The organism is Duganella sp. AC237 (genome assembly GCF_979254035.1).
Window position 1 is genome coordinate 869,091 of the sequence record NZ_CEEDEW010000003.1, and the last position, 20,485, is coordinate 889,575.

16 protein-coding genes are annotated in these 20,485 nt (G+C 67.1%); 9 read left to right on the top strand and 7 right to left on the bottom strand.

The annotated features are described in order from the left end of the window. Nucleotides 1-112: 112 nt before the first annotated feature. A complete protein-coding gene (locus tag AC0IYS_RS04190; protein WP_471703992.1) occupies nt 113-514 on the top strand; it encodes a gel scht in 402 nt (133 codons plus the stop codon). 75 nt (nt 515-589) lie between these two features. Here AC0IYS_RS04190 and AC0IYS_RS04195 read toward each other — a convergent pair whose 3' ends face one another. The 6 genes from AC0IYS_RS04195 to hutC all read right to left on the bottom strand — a co-directional run bounded on the left by AC0IYS_RS04195 (nt 590) and on the right by hutC (nt 10,118). Next, a complete protein-coding gene (locus AC0IYS_RS04195; protein ID WP_471703993.1) occupies nt 590-2,314 on the bottom strand; it encodes an ArnT family glycosyltransferase in 1,725 nt (574 codons plus the stop codon). Nucleotides 2,315-2,426: 112 nt separating this feature from the next. Further along, on the bottom strand, nt 2,427-2,696 hold the full coding sequence (locus AC0IYS_RS04200; RefSeq protein ID WP_090317457.1) for a type B 50S ribosomal protein L31: 270 nt from the start codon (nt 2,694-2,696) through the stop codon (nt 2,427-2,429). Between the two features lie 172 nt (nt 2,697-2,868). Continuing rightward, complete coding sequence (gene rho, locus AC0IYS_RS04205; RefSeq protein ID WP_471703994.1) at nt 2,869-4,131, bottom strand: transcription termination factor Rho; 1,263 nt, start codon at nt 4,129-4,131, stop codon at nt 2,869-2,871. 168 nt (nt 4,132-4,299) lie between these two features. Then, nucleotides 4,300-4,626, bottom strand: coding sequence for a thioredoxin TrxA (trxA, locus tag AC0IYS_RS04210; RefSeq protein ID WP_471703995.1), 327 nt, complete (start codon nt 4,624-4,626; stop codon nt 4,300-4,302). 214 nt (nt 4,627-4,840) lie between these two features. Continuing rightward, nucleotides 4,841-9,193 carry a PAS domain S-box protein gene (locus AC0IYS_RS04215; protein ID WP_471703996.1) on the bottom strand — a complete coding sequence of 1,451 codons (4,353 nt, stop codon included), beginning with the start codon at nt 9,191-9,193 and terminating at the stop codon, nt 4,841-4,843. A 229-nt stretch (nt 9,194-9,422) separates the two neighbouring features. Next, nucleotides 9,423-10,118 (bottom strand): histidine utilization repressor, encoded by a 696-nt coding sequence (gene hutC / locus AC0IYS_RS04220; protein ID WP_471708790.1) that lies wholly within the window; start codon nt 10,116-10,118, stop codon nt 9,423-9,425. 206 nt (nt 10,119-10,324) lie between these two features. Between hutC and ada the strand changes: the two genes are divergently transcribed. The 8 genes from ada to AC0IYS_RS04260 all read left to right on the top strand — a co-directional run bounded on the left by ada (nt 10,325) and on the right by AC0IYS_RS04260 (nt 18,560). Then, nucleotides 10,325-11,410: a bifunctional DNA-binding transcriptional regulator/O6-methylguanine-DNA methyltransferase Ada gene (ada, locus tag AC0IYS_RS04225; protein ID WP_471703997.1), complete on the top strand. Its 1,086-nt coding sequence runs from the start codon at nt 10,325-10,327 to the stop codon at nt 11,408-11,410. Between the two features lie 169 nt (nt 11,411-11,579). Beyond that, nucleotides 11,580-12,365, top strand: coding sequence for a 2OG-Fe(II) oxygenase (locus AC0IYS_RS04230; RefSeq protein ID WP_471708791.1), 786 nt, complete (start codon nt 11,580-11,582; stop codon nt 12,363-12,365). A gap of 162 nt (nt 12,366-12,527) precedes the next feature. Beyond that, nucleotides 12,528-13,388 (top strand): STAS domain-containing protein, encoded by an 861-nt coding sequence (locus AC0IYS_RS04235; RefSeq protein WP_471703998.1) that lies wholly within the window; start codon nt 12,528-12,530, stop codon nt 13,386-13,388. Between the two features lie 7 nt (nt 13,389-13,395). Continuing rightward, entirely contained in the window at nt 13,396-13,752 is a 357-nt protein-coding gene (locus AC0IYS_RS04240) for an STAS domain-containing protein (RefSeq protein ID WP_090317440.1), read from the top strand. Further along, nucleotides 13,749-14,216 (top strand): ATP-binding protein, encoded by a 468-nt coding sequence (locus AC0IYS_RS04245; RefSeq protein ID WP_471703999.1) that lies wholly within the window; start codon nt 13,749-13,751, stop codon nt 14,214-14,216. The genes AC0IYS_RS04240 and AC0IYS_RS04245 overlap by 4 nt, the downstream gene beginning before the upstream one ends. Next, nucleotides 14,204-15,250, top strand: coding sequence for an ATP-binding protein (locus tag AC0IYS_RS04250; RefSeq protein ID WP_471704000.1), 1,047 nt, complete (start codon nt 14,204-14,206; stop codon nt 15,248-15,250). The genes AC0IYS_RS04245 and AC0IYS_RS04250 overlap by 13 nt, the downstream gene beginning before the upstream one ends. Then, nucleotides 15,250-16,641, top strand: a complete 1,392-nt coding sequence (locus AC0IYS_RS04255; RefSeq protein ID WP_471704001.1) for an ATP-binding protein — start codon at nt 15,250-15,252, stop codon at nt 16,639-16,641. Before AC0IYS_RS04250 ends, AC0IYS_RS04255 begins: the two co-directional genes overlap by 1 nt. A gap of 11 nt (nt 16,642-16,652) precedes the next feature. After that, complete coding sequence (locus AC0IYS_RS04260) at nt 16,653-18,560, top strand: hybrid sensor histidine kinase/response regulator (protein ID WP_471704003.1); 1,908 nt, start codon at nt 16,653-16,655, stop codon at nt 18,558-18,560. On the opposite strand, the gene msbA is transcribed toward AC0IYS_RS04260, so the two are convergent. Further along, entirely contained in the window at nt 18,557-20,395 is a 1,839-nt protein-coding gene (gene msbA, locus AC0IYS_RS04265; RefSeq protein ID WP_471704004.1) for a lipid A export permease/ATP-binding protein MsbA, read from the bottom strand. The genes AC0IYS_RS04260 and msbA overlap by 4 nt on opposite strands. Nucleotides 20,396-20,485 lie beyond the last annotated feature (90 nt).

Sequence of the window (20,485 nt, forward strand, 5' to 3'; positions counted from 1 at the left end):
GCCGGATATCGGCGCCGGCTTTTGTTAATGTGATCACGTCAGCCGCTGAACAGCACATTCCAGCGGTGATCCCAGAGCAGTTTATTGAACCGATAACCTTACGGAGCACACCATGAAAAAATCCCTGTTCAGCATTGCAGCCGCAGCCGCCCTCGTCATGACTTCGCTGGCCTCGATGTCCGCCGCCCACGCGGATGACAGCAGCGTGCAGATCAAAGCCACGCCGGCCCGCTACTACGTCACGCCGGGCGAGTTCGCCGATTTCAAGAACGCCTATCAGTTGACCAACGGCCAGGTGCTGCAGTTCACGCAGAACGGCAACCACTATTACACGCAGATCGACAAGGGCCAGCGCGTGCGTATCTTCGCCGCTTCGCGGAGCGAGTTCGTCACCGAGGCGGGCACCCGCATCGTGTTCACCGAAGAGGGCCAAACGGTTGGCATCAGCAACTTTGAAAAGCTGCCGATGGCCGCCAAGCTGCCTGCCAATACGATGATGATGGCGCGCCGTTGATGCGCGCATGCCGTGGGCCGGCGGTCGCGTGGCGGCCGCCGGCGCCCGGGTTTTTCAGTCGGGTTGTTAGTCAGCTTAGTCGGCCCGGCGGTATAGCCTGAAGCGCTCGGAGCGGTCCGCCGGACGGCGACCTTCCCAGATCAATGCCCACTGCTTGCCGCGGTGCTGCGGCTGAATCTCGCGGTTGTCGCGCACCTTGGTGCTGTCCTGCAGCAGCAGCAGTTTGCAGCGCCCGCCTTCAACACCGGTGAACGGCAGTTGCGCGTAGTAGGCGAACGACGCGCGTTGCGCCGGCCCCACGTTGGTTTCGATGCAATCCCCCTTCGATGGAATTTTCTCGGCGATCTGGCGCGCCACGCTGGCGTAGCTCTTGCTGTAGTTGACGTCCGGCAGGAACAACGTCATCAGCAAGATCCAGATCAGGATCACGCCGCCGGACGACAGCACCACGGCGCGCCACAGCACCGTCGGCCGGCGCGAAACGCGCCAGTGCACCAGCACGAACCAGCCGGCCGTGGCCAGCAGCGCCACCGGCACGGCGACCAGTCCCACCTCCGGCGTGAAGCCCGGCACCAGTTTCAACGCGTTCTTGGCGAACTGCGCCGGCCAGCCGGTCAGCTTGGCGATCCAGAACAGCCAGATGACGGCCCCGCACAAGGTCAGCGCCATCACCGAGAACCAGTCGATGGCGTTGATGGCGCCGCGCTTCATCGTCAGCAGGCCGAAGGCGGCCATGACGGCCAGCGGCGGCAGCAGCACCAGCAACTGGCCCTGCTCGGGCACCTCGGTGGACAAGCTCAGCAGCGTACCCATGGTGACGAAGGCCAGCGGCACGACGATGTGCAGCGCCAGGCGCTGGCGGCGCCAGGCCCACACGGCCCAGCCGGCGAACGGCCAGGCCGGCCAGAAGAACCAGACCCCGACCCGGAAGAAGTATTTGAAGGCGGCGAGGGTGGGCAGCGCGACCTGGTTCAGGTTCCAGTTCATCCACGCCTGCAGCGGCTGCTGGTTGTACGGGCGCAGCACTTCGGCCGGCACCAGCCACACGGCGGCAACAAAGGCGGCCACCAGCAGCGCCAGGCCGAGGTCGCGCAGCGCGCGCAGCACCGGCTGGGCCAGCAGGCGGGTGCAGGCGAACACGGCCAGCATGAGGAACACCGGCGTGACCCAGCCGCGCGTCAACGTCAGCAGGCCGATCGCCAGGCCGCTGAGGGCGGCGTTGCGCAGCGACGGCGCCTCCACGTAGCGCACGGTGCGGTACAGCATGAACGCCGTCAGCGACACCTGCAGCGCCTCGGAGGTGGTCTCGTGGCTGTGCAGCAGCAGGCCCAGGCAGCCGAGGTAGATCAGGACGGCGGCGTCGGCAAGGGTGCGGCCGAAGTCGTCCGGCTCGGGCTGGCCGCCGAAGGCCAGGCGCAGCGGTTGCGCGTCCTGGCGGCGGCCAAGGTTGAAGGTGGCGAACCACAGCGACGACACGCCGATCAGGAAGATGGCGATGGTGCCGACGCGGGCGGCCATGACGTCGCCCAGCAGCCAGCCGAACAGCTTGATGCCGAGCGCGCCGATCCAGAACGCCAGCGGGCCCTCGTCGGGCATCGACAGGCCGGCGATATTGGGCCACAGCCAGTCCTGCCAGGTGCCGTGCGCCATCGTCCACATGATGCCGAAGCTGGCGGCGTCGTCGTTCTTCCACGGGTCGCGGCCGATCAGGCCGGGCAGGATGTAGAGCAGGCCGAGGGCGAACAGGGCCCAGCGTGGCAAGGCCAGGGTGGCGGCGGCGGGAAGACGGACTGGCTTCATCGATCAGTGTGCAAATTGAGGTAGACGGGAGTATGAAGGAAAACCGGCGGCAGGCGAGGCCGACAAACAAAAAAAGCAGCCAGAGGCTGCTTTTTTTGATCGCGGGAAGGAATTAACCTTGGGCGACTTGGGTCTTCGAACCGACGGCGCCGAATTTCTGGCGGAATTTCTCAACGCGGCCAGCGGTGTCGACGATTTTGTGCTTACCGGTGTAGAACGGGTGCGATTCAGCCGACACCTCGATTTTGACCAGCGGGTATTCTTTACCTTCGTGCTGGATTTTTTCGCGGGTCTGGATGGTCGAACGGGTGACGAATTTGAAGTCGCACGACAGGTCGTGGAAGACAACGTCGCGGTATTCTGGATGGATTTCTGGTTTCATGTTTAAGTCTCGGTAGGTTTGGTAGCCAAACAGCACTTCGTCGGTCGATGCTGCTTCTTGACCCGATTGCCGATCACTTGCCAGTGGTTTGGATAGTGCGACCGGGGATTATACAGCCGTAAACGGAAACAGGCAACCGAGGTTGCCTGTTTGTCATGGTGGGGAGGGGGTATTACCCGCCGCGCCTCATCATGTCGAAGAATTCTCCATTGTTCTTCGTTGCCTTCATTTTGTCCAGGATGAACTCCATCGCCTCGATCTCGTCCATCGAGTACAGCAACTTGCGCAGGATCCAGATCTTCTGCAGCTGGTCCGGCTTGATCAGCAGTTCCTCGCGGCGGGTGCCCGATTTGTTCAGGTTGATCGCCGGGTAGACGCGCTTCTCGGCCAGGCGGCGCTCCAGGTGCACCTCCATGTTGCCGGTACCCTTGAATTCCTCGTAGATCACGTCATCCATGCGCGAACCGGTTTCGATCAGCGCGGTGGCGACGATGGTCAGCGAACCGCCTTCTTCGATGTTACGGGCCGCGCCGAAGAAACGCTTCGGACGCTGCAGCGCGTTGGCGTCGACACCACCGGTCAATACCTTGCCCGAGGCAGGGATCACGGTGTTGTAGGCGCGCGCCAGGCGGGTGATCGAGTCCAGCAGGATGACCACGTCTTTTTTCATTTCGACCAGGCGCTTGGCTTTTTCCAGCACCATCTCGGCGACCTGCACGTGGCGGGTGGCCGGTTCGTCGAAGGTCGAGGCGACCACTTCGCCGCGCACCGAGCGCTGCATCTCGGTCACTTCTTCAGGACGTTCGTCGATCAGCAGCACGATCAGGGTCACATCCGGGTGGTTGGAGGTGATCGCGTGGGCGATGTGTTGCAGCAGGACCGATTTACCGGATTTCGGCGACGCCACCAGCAGGCCGCGCTGGCCCTTGCCGATCGGCGCGATCAGGTCGACGATGCGGCCGGTGATGTTTTCGGTGCCGTTGATGTCACGTTCCAGGCGCAGCGGCTCGTTCGGATGCAGCGGCGTCAGGTTCTCGAACAATATGCGGTGCTTCGAGGCTTCCGGCGATTCGCCGTTGACCTTGTCGACCTTGACCAGCGCGAAGTAGCGCTCGCCATCTTTTGGGGTACGCACTTCGCCCTCGATCGAATCGCCCGTGTGCAGGTTGAAGCGGCGGATCTGGGAAGGGGAAATGTAGATATCGTCGGTGGAGGCCATGTAGCTGGCGTCCGGCGAGCGCAGGAAGCCGAAGCCGTCGGGCAGCACTTCGAGGGCGCCGTCGCCGAAGATCTGTTCACCGGATTTCGCGCGCTTTTTCAGGATCGCGAACATCAGTTCCTGTTTGCGCAGACGCGCCGCGTTGTCGATATCAAGACCGATGGCCATCTCCAGCAATGCCGAGACGTGTAGGGCCTTTAATTCAGATAGATGCATATGTGTTGAGTGTCCCGTGACGGGAAAGTAAAGGTAGGGGAGGGAACTGCGTGGTGTTGTCTGTTTAATTATAAAACGGGCTGCGGTCTGGCCGGGCCATCGTTTTCTGCCGGATAACCGACGGTGCCGCGGGCGCGGCGCCGTCGATGCAGGCAAATACTATCGTACTTAGATATTACTGTCGATGAAAGAAGTCAGTTGACCTTTTGCCATCGCGCCGACTTTTTGAGCGGCGGGAACGCCGTTCTTGAACAGGATCAGGGTCGGGATGCCGCGGATGCCGAACTTGGCGGGGACTGCCTGGTTCGCATCGACGTCCATCTTGGCGATCAGGATCTTGCCGTCGTATTCCTTGGCCACTTCTTCCAGGATCGGGGCGATGCTCTTGCAAGGACCGCACCATTCGGCCCAGAAGTCGACCAGCACGGGGCGGTCGGACTTCAGCACGTCGGCGTCAAAAGAAGTATCGGTGATGTGTTTGATATTTTCGCTCATATATTCCTCAATCGAGGTCTGTGTGGGTCAATAACGCCTGGAGATTATGCCATGTTGTCCGCAATCGCCTACAACGTTGCCGGTTACCGACAACAGATGGTGGCCAATTGCGCGAATTCAATGTCTTGGATGGGATGGCAACAAGGTCGGCAGGCGGGGATGGCTGAAATAATAACCCATTTTTTAAAAATGTGCGGCGGAATGTCGAAAGGGCTCAATTGTCGTCGGCGAAGGTGGTGTTGGTCATGATCTGCTCGGTGATCTTTTCCAGCAGCGGCCACAGCTCGGCCAGCAGCGCCTGCGCCCTGGCCGCGCCGGCCGCATCGTCCAGCGGCAGCTCCTCCAGCTCGAGCAGCAGCTCGCCCATGCCCAGCGCGCCGACGGTGCGCGCCGGGGACTTCAAACGGTGGCTCAGGTCGCGCACCGTCGTCATGTCGCCGCGCTTGAGCGCCGCCTCCATGCGGGTGATGACGTCCTGGCTGTTTTGCAGGAACTTGAAGGCGAACTTGCGCACCTTGTGCGGGTGGTAGCCCAGCAGCTTGGCCAGGATCGACAGGTCGATCACCGCCGGATCGCCGCCCAGCGTGGTCTTGAAGGCCGGCCGCGCCGGCGCCGGCGGCCGTTCGCGCGCCGCGTCGCGTTCCGGCAGCCAGTTGGCGATGGTCTGGTACATCAGCGCCGGCTGGATCGGCTTGGAGATGAAATCGTCCATGCCGGCCTCGATGCAGCGCACCCGGTCCTCGCTGGTGGCGGTGGCCGTCATGGCCAGCACCCGGATGGCGGCCAGGCGCGGGTCGGCGCGGATGCGGCGGGTCGCCTCCAGGCCGTCCATCAGCGGCATCTGCACGTCCATCAGCACGCAGTCGAAGGCGGTCTGGCGCAGCAGCTCGAGCGCCTCCATGCCGTTGGCGGCCAGGCACACCGACGAGCCTACCTCCTCGAGCATTTCCAGCGCGATCTGCTGGTTGAAGGTGTTGTCCTCGACCAGCAGGATGCGGGCGTTCTTGAGCGCGGCCATCACCGCCGCGCTGCGCGAGGACGCCAGCAGCTCGGCGGCGGCGTCCTTGACGCGGTCGATCAGCGCCGGCACGCTGGCGCTCGACACGCCCAGGCGCGCGGTGAACCAGAAGGTGCTGCCGTGGCCGGGCCGGCTGCGCACCCCGACCTCGCCGCCCATCAGCTGCGCCAGCTGCTTGCAGATCGACAGGCCCAGGCCGGTGCCGCCGTATTCGCGCGTGGTGGAGGTGTCGGCCTGCTGGAACGACTGGAACAGCTTGTCGATCTCGCCCTCGGACAGGCCGATGCCGCAATCGCTCACCTCGAAGCGCAGCAGGCAGCCGGTGGCGTCGCCGACGACCTGGCGCACGCGCACGTCGATGCGGCCCTTTTCGCTGAACTTGATGGCGTTGTTGGTGTAGTTGATCAGCACCTGGCCGAGCCGCAGCGGGTCGCCGCGCAGCACCTTGGGCAGGTTCGGATCGAGGTCGAACACCAGTTCCAGCTCGCGGCTGGCGGCCTTGGGGGCAACCACCGTGGTCAGGGTCTGGATCACGTGTTCGAGCGCGAAGTCGACCTGCTCGATGGCCAGCTTGCCGGCCTCGATCTTGGAGATGTCGAGGATGTCGTCGATGATGCCCAGCAGGTGTTCGCCGGCGAAGCGGATCTTCTCCAGATAGTCGCGCTGGCGCGGATCGAGGTCGGTCTTGAGCGCCAGGTAGGCCATGCCGATCACGCCGTTCATCGGCGTGCGGATCTCGTGGCTCATATTGGCCAGGAACTGGCCCTTGGTCTGGCTGGCCTCCTCGGCCACCTGGCGCGCCTGGTCGAGCTCACGGGTGCGCCGGGCCACGCGCTCCTCCAGGTGCTCGTTCAACTCGCGCAGCGCGTCCTCACCGCGTTTGCGGTCGGTGATGTCGGTCAGGCTGGCCACCACCAGCGGCACGGCGCCGCCCTGGTCGGGAATCGGTTCGGCGTTGATCGACAGCCAGTGCAGCGCGCCGTCGGGCTGGGCGATGCCCATCACCACGTCGCGCACCGACAGGCCGGTGACGATGGCCAGGCGCACCGGGTGGCTGGCGGCGTCGAAGCGGGTGCCGTCCTCGCGCACGCCGCACCAGAGACCACCGCCGCCGCCGCCATCATCGGCGCCGCCGTTCGCGCCCCCGGGCTCGATCGGCAGCGCGTGCGCCAGCATGCGCGCTGCGGCGGCGTTGCGTTCGAGGATGGCGCCGTTACCGTCGACCATCACCAGGCCGTTGGTGACGGCGTTGAAGATCGACGCCAGGCGCTGGCTCGAGCCGCGCAGCGCGCCCTCGGCCTGGCGGCGCGCCGTGATATCGGTCAGCATGGCCAGGGTGCCGGCGTAGTGGCCGGCGTCGGAATTGATGACGGTGGTCGACAGCAGGCACCAGACGGTGGTGCCGTCGCTGCGGCGGAAGCTGACGTCGCCCTGGATCGCCTCGCCGGCCAGGCGCCGTTGCAGGTGGTGGTGCAGCTGCGCACGGCCGTCGGCGTCCATGAAGTCGGTCATGGCGCGGCCCATGATCTGCTCGACGTCGTAATCGAGCATGCGCGCCATGGTCGGATTGACGAAGGTGGTGCGGTCGTCGGCGTCGCTCATCCAGATGCCCTCGGCGGCGGTCTGCACGATCAGGCGGTAGCGCTCGGAGCTGGCCTGCAGCGCCTCCTCGGCGCGCTGGCGCTGGGTCATGTCGCGCAGCGCCATGATCACCAGCTCCTGGCCGCCCAGCTCCACCTGCGAGATATGCACCATGGCCGGGAAGGTGCTGCCGTCGGCGCGGTGCGCGCTCAGCACACGCCCCGGCAGGTTGGGGCGGGCGAACAGCTCGCGCCCGCGGCCGTTGCTGCGCATCGCCTCCGGCGCCAGGTGGTCGACCGAGCGCCCGGCCATGTCGCCGTCGTAGCCGAAGCTGGCGGCGCAGGCCGGGTTGGCGTGGCGCACGCGCCCGCTCTTGTCGGCGATCAGCACCGCGCCCGGGGTGGCGTCGACCACCGCGCACAGGCGCGCCTGCTCGGCGGCGGCGCGGTCGCTGATGTCGGCCAAGGTGCCGACCGCGCGCAGCGGCCGGCCGGCGCCGTCGCGCTCGACCACCATGCCGCGCATGAGCACCCACTTCCAGGCGCCGTTCTTGCAGCGCATGCGGTGTTCGCTGTTGATCTGGACGTTGCCCTCGGGCGCCGCGCCCAGGCAATCCTGGATGCCGCGTTCGACCTGCGGCAGGTCGTCGGGATGGACGTGGCCGCGCCATTGTTCCATCGATTGCGCGAACGGTTGCGCCAGCGGCCGGGCCGGTGTCGTCGTGGCGGACGTTCCGTGGCCGCCGTCGTAGCCGAGCAGTTCGCAATAGCGCGCCGACAGTTTGAGCGCGCCGGAGTCGATGCGCCATTCCCACATGCCGGCGCCGGAGCCTTCCAGCGCCAGGCCGGCGAGGCGTTCGGCGCTGTTTTGTTCGGTGCGCGCGGCGCACAACGCGGCCGCTTGCTTGCGCAGGCGCCAGGCGCCGCCCGCAGTCACCAGCAGCAGCAGCGCGCCGAGCGCGAAGCCGCCGTAGCGCAGCATCCGGCTCGACCCCTGCGGCTGGTACAGGAAGCCCTCGAGCTTGAAGTCGGCCGGCAGCATGCCTTGCTGGGCGTAGGCGCGGGCGATGGCGCTCCAGCGTTCCGGGTTGCTGTAGCCCGGTTCGACCAGGTCCTGCTCCAGCAGCGCGGCGATCTGGCGCGCCTCGAACATCAGCAGCTCGCGGCTGTTGCGCTCCGGGTAGCGGGCCCGTATCAGGTCGGCGATTTCGCCCTGGTGGGCCATGGCGTAGCGCCAGCCGCGCAGGGTCGCCTCGCGCAGCGCCCGCGCGCGCGCCGGATGTTCGCGCAATTCGCTCTCGGTGGTGTACAGCACGTCGCCGTAGAAATCGAGGCCGATGGCGCGCGGCGACTGGATCTCGTAGGAGACGTTGGCGCGTTCGAGCACGAACGGCGCCTCCGTGGTGTAGGCCGACATGGCGTCGACGCGGCCCTGCAGCAGTTCGTCGTAGCCATGGGTGTGGGTCAACTGGACCATGCTGTCGCTGCGCACCCCCAGTTTTTTCAGGTAGACGGTCAACTCTTCGTTGTTCGGCGCCAGCATGATGCGGCTGCCGGCCCAGGGCCGCGGCTTGCCGTCGGGGCCATGGCGCACCAGCAGCGCCGCGCCGGAATGCTGGAAGATCGAGGCCAGCACCACCACCGGCTGGCCGGCGCCGCGCGCCAGCAGCAAGCCGGTGTTGCCGACGCCGTACTGGGCGCGGCCGCCGGCGACGTTTTGCAGCGGATCGCTGCCCGGCACCGCCTCGGCCAGGGTGACATCGAGGCCGGCGTCGCGGTAGTAGCCCTGGTCCTGCGCGGCGTAGTAGCCGGCGAACTGGAACTGGTGCCGCCATTTGAACTGGATGGTGACTTTCTCGGCCGCCTGCGCGCCCGGCGCCGCGCTGGCAAGCAGCAGGACGAGCGCCGCCGCCAGGCGCGGCAAACGGCGCCAGGAACTCGGGAAAACGCGGGGACGGCTGTGCGACAAGAGCTTCCCTTTCCGATGACAGTGGGTGCCTGGAGGCAGCCAACTATAGCAGTTTTAACCGCTGTGATCGCATCGATAAGAAAAGAAGGGAATTGCTGCGTGCGAGGGGCGTCGCACCCCGAAAAAGACACATTTTGGGCATGAAAACGCCCTGTTGCGGCCCGCGCGTGTGACATTCGGTGAGAAAGCGGCGCGTGCCGCGACTTGCCGACTGGGAGTCACGCTCCGGCTATTGCGCGAAGCTGCCGGCGAACTGGTAGCGGTGGCCGGGGTGCCACATGGTGGCGATGCTGGCGATGCGCCCGCCCGACAGGGTCTGGCGCTTGAGCACCAGGCAGGCTTGCCGGGTGTCGATGGCCAGCATGTCGGCGATGTCGCGCGGCGTGGCCAGCGCCTCGATGCTGTAGGTGGCGCCCTGCAGCGGGGCCGCCTTCATCAGGTATTCGTTGGGGGTGGTGCTGGCGAAGTCCTGCTCCATGTAGTCGGGCGCGCACAGCGGGTTGACCCAGCGGTCCTCGACCTGGATCGGCACGCCGTTCTCGAAGTGGATGATCACCGAATGGAACAGCGGGTGGCCGGCCGGCAGGTCGAACTGCTTGGCCATCAGGTCGCTGGCCTTGGCGCGCTCGAGCTGCTGCAGGCTGCTGCGGTGGACGTGGCCGCGCGCGCGCACCTCGTCGGCGATCGATTTGATCTCCACCAGCGTGGCCTGGTATTTTTGCTGGGCGACGTAGGTGCCGGAGCCCTGGCGGCGCGTGAGCACCTGTTCGGCCGTCAGTTCGCGCACGGCGCGGTTGACGGTCATGCGGGAGACGCCGAATTGTTTGACCAGCGCCTGTTCGGACGGGATCACGTCGCCTTCCTTCCAGACGCCGGCGGCGATCTGCGCCAGCAAATGGTCTTTGATGCGCTGGAAGATAGGGATGCCGTCCGGGCTGGCCGGCGAGGGATGTTCTTGTTGTTGCTGATCGCTTTGATCGTCCAAACGGGTTCTCCTGGCGCGCCTCCGCAGGCGGCGGAGCGGGGCATTTTAGCATCGGCACGGGTACAATTCAAAAGCAAGAGCTGGAGTGCGTCCCCGTCCGTCCCCCGATAGGATGACACCATTCCAATTCAACGATGGAGTCCGCGATGGACAAGTTAATACACAAGGCGACCGAGACGGGCTACGCCGACGAGCAGTCGCGCTGGACGGCGGTGCAGCGGCGCGACGCCGGCGCCGACGGCGTGTTCTGGTATTCGGTGCGCAGCACCGGGGTGTACTGCCGGCCGTCGTGCGGGGCGCGGCCGGCCTTGCGCAAGAACGTGGCGTTCCACGACAGCCGCGAGGCGGCGCTGCAAGCCGGTTTCCGGCCCTGCCTGCGCTGCAAGCCCGAACAGCCGCCGCTGGCCGAGCGCCGCGCCGCGCTGGTGGCCGAGGCCTGCCGCCTGATCGACGCCGCCGACGAGGCGCCGGACCTGGACCGCCTGGCCGCCGCCGTCGGCGTCAGCCGCTTCCATTTCCACCGGCTGTTCAAGGCGGTCACCGGGATCACCCCGAAAGCCTACGCCCAGGCGCGGCGCGCGCGGCGGGTGCAGGACGGCTTGACGCGCCAGGCCACGGTCACCGAGGCGATCTACGATGCCGGCTTCAATTCCAGCGGCCGTTTCTACGCCAGTTCGCCGGCGGTGCTGGGCATGACGCCGACCGCCTTCCGCGCCGGCGGCGCCGGCACGGTGATCCGCTTCGCCATCGCCGCCTGTTCGCTGGGCGCGATCCTGGTGGCCAGCACGGCGCAGGGCATCTGCGCGATCCTGATCGACGACGATCCGGATTTCCTGGTGCGCGACCTGCAGGACCGCTTTCCCAAGGCGGAGCTGATCGGCGCCGAAGCGGAGTACGAGCAGGTGGTCTCGCGCGTGGTGGGCATGGTCGAACGGCCCGGGATCGGCCTCGATCTGCCGCTCGACGTGCGCGGGACGGCGTTCCAGCAGCGGGTGTGGCAGGTGTTGCGCGAAATACCTGCCGGGCGCACGGTCAGCTATGCCGAGCTGGCGGAGCTGGTGGGCGTGCCCAAGGGGGCGCGCGCGGTGGCCGGCGCCTGCGCGGCCAACGCGCTGGCGGTGGCGATTCCTTGCCACCGGGTGGTGCGCAACGATGGCGCGATTTCCGGCTACCGCTGGGGCGTGGACCGCAAGGCGGCGCTGTTGGACCGGGAAAGGCTGGGCAATGAGTAGCAATAACGGCGAATTCGACTTCAGCGCCGGCGCGCCGGAACGCCAGCCGCGCAAGGCGCCGCCGGTCGGCGTGGCGCCGGCCGGACCAACAACCTCCCAAGCCGCGCCGGCGGCGGCCATCGCCAGCGACCCCGCGGCCGCCACCGATCCGGCACCCGGCGCGCTGGCGATGGCCAACGCCCGCCGCGCCGTGGGCGCGGCCGCCGGGATCGCCGTGCACGTGGCGGGGCTGGACTGGCAAGCCATCGCCGACGAGCTCACCGCGCATGGCTACGCCATCGTCCCCGGCATGCTGACCGCCGACGAAAGCGTCGCCATGGCCGCGCAGTACGCGCAGCCGCAGCTGTTCCGCAGCCGCGTGGTGATGGCGCGGCACGGCTTCGGCAGCGGCGAATACCAATACTTCCGCTACCCGCTGCCGTCGATGATCTCGGCGCTGCGGCAGGCGCTGTATGGGCCGCTGGCCGCCATCGCCAACCGCTGGCACGAGGCGCTGGACATCGACACCCGCTTCCCGGCCGACCACGCCGACTTCCTGGCGCGCTGCCACGCCGCCGGCCAGAACCGTCCGACGCCGCTGCTACTGCAATACGCGGCGGGGGACTACAACTGCCTGCACCAGGACCTGTACGGCGAGCACGTGTTCCCGCTGCAGGCGGCGGTTTTGCTCAGCGAACCGGGCAAGGATTTCGACGGCGGCGAGTTCGTGCTGACCGAGCAGCGCCCGCGCATGCAGTCGCGGGTCGAGGTGGTGCCGCTGCGGCGCGGCGACATGGTGATTTTCCCGGTCACCCACCGTCCGGTGCAAGGCACGCGCGGCGTTTACCGGGTGGCCATGCGTCACGGCGTGAGCCGGGTGCGCGCGGTGGCAGCAACCGAGGCCGGCGCCGGCGCAGGCGCGCGCACCATCGCGGTGCGCCATACCTTGGGCGTCATCTTTCACGACGCCACCTGAAGATTCGAATATTCCTTCGGTTTCCCCGCCGCACTACTCGTCCGCCTGTTATGCTGCCTGCGCAGCGGCCGCGCGCGTGGTCAATTGAACATCGAAAAGCCGCAATGCTTTGGTACTATTAGTTGCTATTATTTAATTTGCACGACAACCTCCGGGGATTTGATGACCACCAACGACAACGCGCGCCGTATCAGCGCCCTGATTCAACAGCACCAGGCCGAGATCGGCGCCGACTGGATCGCAAATCTGGAAAGCATGGCATTTCGCAGCGACAGCGCTTCGCAGGAACAACTGCGCCGCCACTGCCGCCAGTTGCTGACCTTGCTGCCCGAAGCGACGCTGAACGGCGGCTTCGACAGCATCGAAGGCCGCGCCTGGGACGAGGTGCGCGACCAGTTGACCGAAATCTCCGGCCAGCGCGCCAAGCAGGGTTCGACCCCGAGCGAGACCGCCACCTTCGTGTTCTCGCTCAAGCAGTCGCTGTTCGGCAGCCTGCGCCAGTCGCTGGCGTCCGAGCCGGAACTGCTGGCCGAGGCGCTGTGGAACGTTAGCACCCTGCTCGACAAGTTGGGCCTTTTCACCATCGAGGTGTTCCAGAAGAGCCGCGACCAGATCATCGTGCGCCAGCAGCAGGAGCTGCTGGAGTTGTCGACCCCGGTCGTCAAGCTGTGGACCGACATCCTGGCGCTGCCGCTGATCGGCACCCTCGACAGCGCCCGCACCCAGGTGGTGATGGAGAGCCTGCTCGAGAAGATCGTCGAAACCGGCGCCGCCATCGCCATCATCGACATCACCGGCGTGCCGACCGTCGACACCCTGGTGGCCCAGCACTTGATGAAGACCATCGCCGCCGCCCGCCTGATGGGCGCCGACTGCATCATCAGCGGCATCCGCCCGCAGATCGCCCAAACCATCGTCCACCTGGGCGTGAACCTGGACGACGTCGTCACCAAGGCGACCCTGGCCGACGCCTTCATCGTGGCGCTGGCGCGGGTCGGCTCGACCATCTCCCGCAAAGCCTGAGGCGCCGATGGAACGCATACCTATTCTGCGTATCGGCGACCTGCTGCTGGTGACGATCCAGGTCGACATGCATGACCGCCTGGCCATGACCCTGCAGGACGACCTGACCGAGCGCATCGTCAAGGACCAGGCCAAGGGCGTGCTGATCGATATTTCCGCGCTCGACCTGGTCGACTCCTTCATCGGCCGCATGATCAGCAACACGGCGGCGATGGCGCGCGTGCTCGATGCCCAGACGGTGCTCGTCGGCATGCAGCCGGCCGTCGCCATCACGCTGGTCGAGCTGGGGTTGACCCTGCCGGGCGTGAAAACCGCGCTCAATGTCGAAAAAGGCATGGCGCTGCTCGGCAAGAGTTATCAATGAACGGTGCGTCGTCAGCGGACCCGGTCCGCTTCGCCTCGCCGTTGCTGGAAGCGGACCGCATGGTGCGCGCCAGCCAGACCTTGCCGTTGCGTACCGACGAGCATGTCGTGGCCGTGCGCCGGGTGGTGCGCGAGCACGCGCTGGCGCTCAAACTGAGCCTGGTCGAGCAGACCAAGCTGGTGACGGCCGCCAGCGAGCTGGCGCGCAACACCATTAAATATGGCGGCGGCGGCATGGTTGTCGCGCAGGAGCTGACCGACGGCGTGCGCCAGGGATTGCGGCTGGTGTTCGCCGACGACGGTCCCGGCATCGCCGACATCGCGCAGGCGCTGCGCGACGGTTTCACCAGCGGCGGCGGCCTGGGCCTCGGCCTGGGCGGCGCCAAAAGACTTGTTGACGAATTCGACATCGATTCACGCAGTGGAGAGGGCACCGCCGTGGCGGTCGTCAAATGGAAAAAATAGCCAGTTCGTTCGACGGCCAGCAGTGGTTTTCAATTGTTCATCCGAGTGATATCGCCAGCGCCCGCCGTTGCGGCCAGCGCATGGCGCAGGACGCCGGCTTCGACGATGTGCGCAGCGGCCAGGTGGCCATCGTCATCAGCGAGGCCGCCACCAACATCCTCAAGCACGCCGGCGAAGGGCGCATCGCGCTATTGCCGGTGTTTAGCGGCGACAGCGCCGGCGTTGAGATTCTGGCGCTCGACAAGGGACCCGGCATCGCCAACCTGGGCCAGGCGTTGCGCGACGGCGTCTCCAGCGCCGGCACCGCCGGCACCGGCCTGGGGGCGATGCGCCGCCTGGCCGACGAATTCGACGTGTATGCGGTGCCGGGCAAGGGCGCGGTGTTTTGCATGCGGCTGTGGCCGCGCGCCGGCGCGGGGGCGATATCGCCGGCGCCGGCGCCGTCCCGGTCCTTATCGGGCGCCGTTTGCCTGCCGCTGGCCGGCGAAACGGAAAGCGGCGACGCCTGGCTGGTGGCGCGCCAGCGGCACGCCATCGCGCTGATGGTGGTCGACGGCCTGGGACACGGGCCGGAGGCGGCCAAGGCCGGCCGCGCCGCCGTCGACGCGATGGCGCTGCAGCCGGGCATGCGTCCGGCGCAGCAGATCGAGGTATGCCACGCGGCGCTGCGGCCCACGCGCGGCGCGGCGCAGGCGATCGCGCTGCTGGACCTGGAGGCGCGCCAGCTGTCCTTCGCCGGCGTCGGCAACATCGGCGCTTGTGTGATCGACGGCGAGGAGCGCCGCCAGATGATGTCGCACAATGGCATCGTCGGCCATAACATCCGCAAGGTGCAGGAGTTCGTGCTGCCATGCCCGCCCGGCGCGCTGGTGATCCTGGCCAGCGACGGCATCGCCACGCAGTGGGACCTGGCTCAGTATCCGGGCCTGGCCGCGTGCGATCCGTCCATCGTGGCGGCGGTGCTGCTGCGCGATCATGCGCGCGCGCGCGACGACGCCTGCGTGTTGGTGCAACGCTGTCCTGGAGAACGTTGATGTCGCTTACCCGCATCCTGCAAGTTGGCATCGACAGCGAGCCTGACGTGGTGCTGGTGCGCCAGCGCGCGCGCCAGATCTCCGGCCTGCTCGGCTTCGGCGTGCAGGACCAGGTGCGGGTCGCGACGGCGGTCTCCGAGGTGGCGCGCTGCGCCTACGGCCGGTTGTCCGGCGGGCGCGGGCAGTTCGCGCTCGACCAGCGCGGGCCGGTGGCGCAATTGACGGTGTCGATCCGCGCCGAGGCGCGGCCGGTGCCGGCGCAGGGTTCCCTGTCGGCTTTCACGCCGCTGGTGTCTGCGGCAGGCGTCGAGATGGAATCGGCGGCGGCGCAGTTCGACAACGCCATCGTCACCGCCCGGCGGCTGATGGACGACTGCGAGGTCGAACACGCGGCCGGCGGCGGCCTGACGGTGGTCATGCGCAAGGACCTGCCGGCCGGCCAGCGCATCGACGCCGCCGGCCTGGCCGGACTCGGCGCCGAGCTGGCGGCCAGCCCGGTGCAGAACACGTATTCGGAGATGCAGCAGCAAAACCGCGAGCTGGGCGCCGCGCTGGCCGAGCTGCGCGAGCGCCAGGACGACCTGCTGGCGCTCACGCGCGAGCTGGAGGACACCAACCGCGGCGTGGTGGCGCTGTACGCCGAGATCGAGGAAAAGGCCGAGCGCCTGCGCAAGGCCGACGAAATGAAATCGCGCTTCCTGTCCAACACCAGCCACGAACTGCGCACGCCACTGAGCTCGATCCGCGCGCTGGCCAAGCTGCTGCTCGACCGCATGGACGGCGACCTGACCCCCGAGCAGGAGCGCCAGGTCGGCTTCATCGCCAGCGCCGCCTTCGATCTGTCGGAGCTGGTCAACGACCTGCTGGACCTGGCAAAGATCGAGGCGGGCAAGGTCGAACTGACGATCGCGCCGATCGACATCGACAATTTGTTCAGCACCCTCAAGGGCATGCTGCGGCCCTTGACGCGCAATCCCGACGTCGAGCTGGTGTTCGTCGCGCCGGCGGCGCCTTGCCTGCTGCTGTCGGACGAGCCCAAGGTGGCGCAGATCCTGCGCAACTTCATCTCCAACGCGCTCAAGTTCACCCAGACCGGCCAGGTGACGGTGGCGCTGCACGACGACGGCGGCGACCAGCTCACCTTCACCGTCAGCGACACCGGCATCGGCATCGAGGCCGACAACCTGCAACTGATTTTCGAGGAGTTCAGCCAGATCGCCCATCCGCTGCAGGCTGGCGCCAAGGGCACCGGCCTGGGGCTGCCGCTGTGCCGCCAGCTGGCGCAGCTGCTGGGCGGTTCGGTGGACGTGGCCAGCGTGATCGGCACCGGTTCGACCTTTTCGCTGCACCTGCCGCGCCGTCCCGAGGGCGCCGCCGACGGTGCGCCATGAAAGACAAAGCCATGAGCAATGACAGCATATTGATCCTGAATGTCGACGACAACGACGGCGCGCGCTACGTCAAGACGCGCATCCTGCACGGCGCCGGCTTCAAGGTGGTGGAGGCGGCCAACGGCACCGACGGGCTGGCGCTGACGCGCCAGATGCTGCCGGCGCTGGTGCTGCTGGACGTCAAACTGCCCGACATCAACGGCATCGAGGTGTGCCGCCGAATCAAGGGCGATGCGCTGACGGCCGGCGTGCTGGTGCTGCAAACGTCGGCCGCGCTGACGGGGCGCGACGACAAGATCCGCGGCCTGGAGGGCGGCGCCGACAACTACCTGGCCGCGCCGATCGAGGCCGACGAGCTGGTGGCCAACGTCAACGCGCTGCTGCGGCTTCAGCGCACCCAGACGGAGCTGCGCAACAGCGAGGAACGCTTCCGCCAGCTGACCGAGAACATCGAGGACGTGTTCTGGATGTTCGACCTGCAAAGCCGCGCGCTGCTCTACGTGAACAACGCCTACGATACCTTCTGGGGCCGGGTGGCGGCGCAGCTGCAGCAAAACAACGGCGACTGGCTCAACGCCATCCACGTCGACGACCGCATCGCCGTCGCCGCCCGCTGGGAGGCGGCGCAGCACGGCGAGCATTACGACGAGGAGTACCGCCTGTTGCTGGCCGACGGCACCTTGCGCTGGGTGCGCGATCGCGCCTTCCAGGTGCGCGACGCCGGCCACACGCCGTACCGCATCGCCCGCATCAGCAGCGACATCACGCAGCGTAAAACCATGGAAGGCCTTCTGCGCGCGGCCGACGAGAACAAGAACGATTTTCTGGCCACCCTGGCGCACGAGCTGCGCAACCCTCTGAGCCCGATCCGCAATGCGGTCGCGCTGATGGGCGTGGCCGACGCCGGCCAGGTGGAGGTGCATCGCAAGGCGCGCCAGGTGATCATGCGCCAGGTCGGCCATCTGGCGCGGCTGGTGGACGACCTGCTCGACGTGGCGCGCATCTCCGAGGGCAAGCTGGCGTTGAAGCTGGAGGACCTGGAGCTGCAAGAGGTGCTGGAGCCGGCGCTGGAGACGGCCCGGCCGCTGATGGAGTCACGCGGCCATACCTTGACCGTGGACGTGCCCCCGCAGCCGATTCGCCTGCACGGCGATCCGGTCCGGTTGGCGCAGGCGGTCGGCAACCTGCTGCACAACGCGGCCAAGTTCACCGTGGTCGGCGGCGAGGTCCGGCTGGAGGTGACGTTGCCGGCGCCGGACCGCGTGCGCATCGCGGTGCGCGACAACGGCATCGGCATCTCGACCGAAAACCTGCCGCGCATCTTCGACATGTTCGCGCAGGGCGCATCGACGCACGACCGCGCGCACGACGGCCTGGGCATCGGCTTGTCGCTGGTGTCGAAAATGGTGCAAATGCATGGCGGGACGGTGTATGCCGAAAGCGCCGGCACCGACCAGGGCAGCAGCTTCGTCATCGAGCTGCCGGTGCTGGCCGCGCCGGGGACGGAGCTTTCGGCGACGTTGGCGGGCGCGGGCTCGCCCGTGCAGGCGTCGGCCAAAGGCCTGAACCGGCTGCTGGTGGTCGACGACAACATCGATTCCGGCGAGGTGCTGAGCGATCTGCTCCAGTTGCTGGGCTACGAGGTGCGGCTGGCGCACGACGCGGCGACCGCGTTGGCCAGCGCGCGCGACTTCGCGCCGCACGCGATGATCCTCGACATCGGCATGCCGCACGTGGACGGCTACGCGCTGGCGCGCATGCTGCGCGCCGATTCGGCGCTGTCGCGCATCCGGCTGATCGCGCACACCGGTTTCGGCTCGGCCGAGGACCGCGAGAAAACCGCCGCCGCCGGCTTCGATTTCCACCTGGTCAAACCGGCGGCGATCGATGAACTGCAGCAGACGCTGCGCCTGCTCTAAGCGATTTGCACGCTTTTTTGCGTTTGATATAAACGCGAGTAAATGCCGTTCTGCTCCAGCAGCGCGGCGTGGCTGCCCGCTTCGGCGATGCGGCCGCCGTCGAGCACTACGATGCGGTCGGCGTTCTCGATGGTCGACAGGCGGTGCGCGATGACCACCGTGGTGCGGCCCTTCATCAACACTTCCAGCGCCGACTGCACCAGCCGTTCCGATTCGGTGTCGAGCGCGCTGGTGGCCTCGTCGAGGATCAGGATCGGCGCGTTCTTGTACAAGGCGCGGGCGATGGCCAGGCGCTGGCGCTGGCCGCCGGACAAACGCAAACCATTTTCTCCCACCGGCGCGAGGTAGCCGCCCGGCTGGCGCTCGATGAATTCGTGGGCATGCGCCGCGCGCGCGGCCGCCTCGATGCGTTCCATCGACGGCGCCGGATCGCCGTAGGCGATGTTGGCCGCCAGCGTATCGTTGAACAGCACCACATCCTGGCTCACCAGCGCGATCTGGCTGCGCAGCGACGCCAGCGTGTACTCGCGCAGGTCGACGCCATCGAGCTTGATGGCGCCGGAACTGACGTCGTAGAAGCGCGGCAGCAGGCCGGCCAGGGTGGTCTTGCCGCTGCCCGAGCTGCCCACCAGGGCCACCGTTTCGCCGGCGGCGATATCGAGCGAGACGCGGTCGAGCGCCGGGCGCGCGTCCGGCGACAGCGGCTGGCCATCGGCGCCGCGATAATGGAAGCTCACTTCCTCCAGTTGCAGGCGCCCCTCGGCGCGTTCCAGCGTTTTGGTGCCGGTGTCGGCCTCGGTGTCGGTGTCGATCAGGCCGAACACCGATTCGGCGGCTGCCAGGCCGCGCTGCATCGGTTCATTGATCTTTGTGAGGTTCTTGATCGGCGATTGCATGGCCATCAGCGCCGACATGAATGCGACGAAGTCGCCCGGCGAGAGCGCGCCGGCCTGACTGCGGATCAGCGCGAAATAAATCACCGACGACAGCGTGATCCCGATCAGCAGCATGATGATGCCGGAGTTGAGCGCCGACGTCGCCGCGTGCTTGACGGCCAGCTGGCGATTGGTCTTGACCACGTTGTCGAAGCGGGTTTGCTCGTATTGCTGGCCGCCGAAGATCTTGACCACGCGCTGGCCGCTGATGCTCTCGTCGAGCACATTGGTCAACTCGCCCATGGCCGCCTGCGCGCTTTTGCTCAAGTGGCGCATGCGGCGGCCGGTAAAGGTGACGATGGCCGCCACCAGCGGCAGCAGGCCGAGGCAAAACACCGCCAGCTGCCAGTCGACGACGAACAGCGTGATTAAATATCCGATGGTGGCCACCGAGTCGCGCACGGCGACGTTGACGACGTTGAGCACCGCCTGTGACACCTGGGCGGCATCGAACGCCACGCGCGAGAGCGTGGTGCCGGTCGAGGACTGGTCGAAATAGCCGTTCGGCAGGCGCATGATGCGGGCGAACATCTGCTCGCGCAGGTTGGCCTGCACGCGGCTGCTGAGCCACGCGGCGCCGTACTCGCCGACGAAGCTGGAGACCATGCGCATCACCGCCAGGCCGAGGATCACGGCCGGGATGGTCCACAGCGCCACGCGCGCCGGGTCGCTCGGCAGCAGGGGGGCGAGCAGTTCGCGCACCCAGGCCAGGATGCCGGTGGCGGGGGCTCCGGTGGCGTCGTGGGCCGGCGCCAGTGCGTCGATCACGTTCTTCAGCTGGTTAATCAGCAGCACGTCGGTGGCCGCGGCCACGCCGACCGCGAACAGGGTGACGGCGACAATGCCGGCGTAGGGGCGGAACTGGTTGAGCAGGCGGATATAGAGTAGGCGGCTGGACACGTGTGGCGTTCTGAGAGCGGCGAATCCGCCATTGTACCCCTCCCGCCCGGGCGCCAGCGTGTAAAAACCCCTGACACCCATGGCGAGTTC